This is a genomic window from Leucobacter sp. M11 (assembly GCF_035726885.1).
GTDB lineage: Bacteria > Actinomycetota > Actinomycetes > Actinomycetales > Microbacteriaceae > JAPFRB01.
Genome location: NZ_JAPFRB010000001.1, coordinates 127,589 through 130,149, shown reverse-complemented (window position 1 = coordinate 130,149; position 2,561 = coordinate 127,589). Strand labels below are relative to the sequence as shown.

Annotated in this window: 3 protein-coding genes; all 3 read left to right on the top strand. The window is 71.5% G+C overall.

The features are described from left to right. Positions 1 to 284 precede the first annotated feature (284 nt). Positions 285 to 1,373 (top strand): sensor histidine kinase, encoded by a 1,089-nt coding sequence (locus tag OOT08_RS00645; protein ID WP_325090663.1) that lies wholly within the window; start codon positions 285 to 287, stop codon positions 1,371 to 1,373. After that, complete coding sequence (locus OOT08_RS00640; protein ID WP_325090662.1) at positions 1,370 to 2,026, top strand: response regulator transcription factor; 657 nt, start codon at positions 1,370 to 1,372, stop codon at positions 2,024 to 2,026. The genes OOT08_RS00645 and OOT08_RS00640 overlap by 4 nt, the downstream gene beginning before the upstream one ends. A gap of 132 nt (positions 2,027 to 2,158) precedes the next feature. Then, positions 2,159 to 2,561 (top strand): ATP-binding cassette domain-containing protein (locus OOT08_RS00635; RefSeq protein ID WP_325090661.1); only part of this gene is annotated, 403 nt, incomplete at its 3' end.

The following is a 2,561-nucleotide window of genomic DNA, read 5'->3' as shown; positions in this document are numbered from 1 at the left end:
GCTCAGCCAGGCGGCCGGGGCCGACCGCATCATCGTGCTGGACGAGGGCCGCGTCATCGAGGTCGGCGATCACGCGAGCCTGCTGCGCGCGGGGGGCAGCTACGCCCGCCTCTGGGACGCGTGGGCGGCCGGGGGCGGCCACGCGACGGGCGAGCGCTGAACGGCCGAGACGCCGTCGAGCGCGGCGGCTCCCCACCGCCGGAGAGACGGGCACACTCCCGGGAGACACCTTCAGAGGAACATGGTGGAATGGGGGCATGCATCACGCGACGAGGCGCAGTACCGTGAGGAACGCATTGCCGAGCTGGCTCACCGATCTCGGCGCGGCTGCGGTCCTGGTCGTGGTGTTCTGGGTGCAGCCCCTCCGCGCCGCCGATGAGGCGCGGACCGCGGCCGCGGGAGCCGTCCTGGCCGCGGTCGTTGCGGCGGCCGTGCTGGCCCGGTGGCGGTGCCCCATCCTCGCCCCGGTGATCGCCGTGCTGGCGACGGGGATCGCCTGGGCCGTGAACGTCACGACCGACCCGATGCTCGCGGCGGCGTGGTGCCTCTACCCGCTCGCCCTGAGACGGGGCGTGCTGACGCGCATCATCGGCTCGGCCGCGGTTCTGGTCATGCTGATCGCCCTGATGCTGCACGGGAATACAGGGCCCACGGGCGTCGATCAGCGGGCCGTCTATGCGGCGCTCGCGGTCGGGGCCTCCTGGTTACTGGGTCATGCCGAGGCGCGGAGATTGGAAGCGTCCCAGCACGCGGTCCGACAGCGGGCCGAGGCCGGGCAGGCACGGCGTCAGACGGCGATGGCCCGTGAGGTGCACGATGTGGTGGGTCACGCGCTGAGCGTGATCGGCGCAGAAGCTGATATCTCCCGAAACCTGCCCGGCGTCGGCGCATCGGAGCTGCGAGCGAGCCTGACGAGTATCGAGCACCGGGCGCGCGGGGCGCTGGAGGAGGTGCAGGCGCTCGTGCGCGCCCTCCGCGCGGGGCGAAGCGACTCCGGGGGCGCGACCCCGTTGCCGCAGTTGGTGGCGGCCGCGCGGGTGGGCGGCGTCGAGGTGACGACGCGCATTGACCAGATCGACGCCCCGGAACACACAAGCTTGGTCGTGTCGCGCGTGGTGCAGGAAGCGCTGAGCAACGTGATTCGACACGCACACGCGAGCCACTGCGAGGTCGCCGTCTGGCAGGAGGACCGGGCCGTGAGCGTGCGCGTCGATGATGACGGCTGCGGTCACGTCGGCGGTCACCGGCCGGGAACGGGGTTGACCGGGATGCGGGAGCGGGTTGAGGGGATCGGCGGCTCGCTCACAGTGACCGGCCGGCTCGAGGGCGGGACGCGGGTGCTCGCGTGGGTCCCAACGGAGGTCGCCTCGTGACGGAGCCAATCACGATCGTTCTGGCGGATGACGACGCGGTCTTCCGCGGCCTGTACCGCCGCTTGTTCACCGGAACCGAGGGGTTCGGGGTCATCGGTGAGGCCGGCGGCGGGCAACACGCGTGTCGCCTCATCGGGGACCTGCGTCCCGATGTTGCCCTGGTGGATGTCCAGATGCCCGGCGGCTCCGGCCTGGACGTGGTGCGCGAGACGAAGCACCTCCCGACCCGGATCATCATGCTCACCACGTTCGACCTGGACGAGTACGTCACCGAGGCCCTGCGCGAGGGGGCGGCGGGGTTCCTGTTGAAAAATGCGTCCTCGGCCGAAGTGCTGGCGGCGGTGCGGGCGGTGCACGCCGGGCACAGCTCCCTCGCCCCCGAGATCACCGCCCGCCTGGTCCAGCAGCTCAGCGGGCAGTGGCGTCCGCGACCGCACGCCTTCTCGGGCGTCCGGTTGAGTGAGCGGGAGCTGCAGGTGATCCGGCTGGTCGCGCAGGGCACGACGAACCAGCAGATCGCCGACGGGCTCTTCCTGAGCCTGGCGACGGTGCGCACCTACCTGCGGCGGCTGTTCGTGAAGCTCGCGGTGAACGATCGAACGCAGCTGGCGGTGCTCGCGCACCAGGCCGGTCTCCTGCACGAGGAACGCTGACCGGATCCTCGGCGGGTGGCCGGGCGTCGAGCGAAGTGTCTCCTTTCGGACGACACGAGCCCCGGCCCGCTCCGGGCACGGTAGAGAGGCAGCGGTCCCGCTGCCTCACCCCGAGCGTCAGGAGCACCCCGCGTGATCGACATCGCCAAAGTCACCAAGCAGTACGGCCACAACACCGCGGTCGAGGGGGTGAGCTTCTCCGCCCGGCCCGGCCGCGTCACCGGCTTCCTCGGCCCGAACGGGGCGGGCAAGTCCAGCACACTCCGCATCCTGCTCGGCCTCGACCGGCCCACCGCCGGGACCGCACTCATCGAGGGGAAGCCGTACGCGACGCTCGACCAGCCGCTACGCACGGTCGGGGCCATGCTCGACGGCGCGTCGGCTGTGCCTGAACGCCGCGGCGTGGATCACCTGCGCTGGATCGCGCAGTCCAACCGCATCCCGGCTCGGCGAATCGGCGAGGTGCTGGAAACGGTGGGACTCACCGACGCGGCGAAGATCCGGGTGCGGAAATACTCGCTCGGTATGAAGCAGC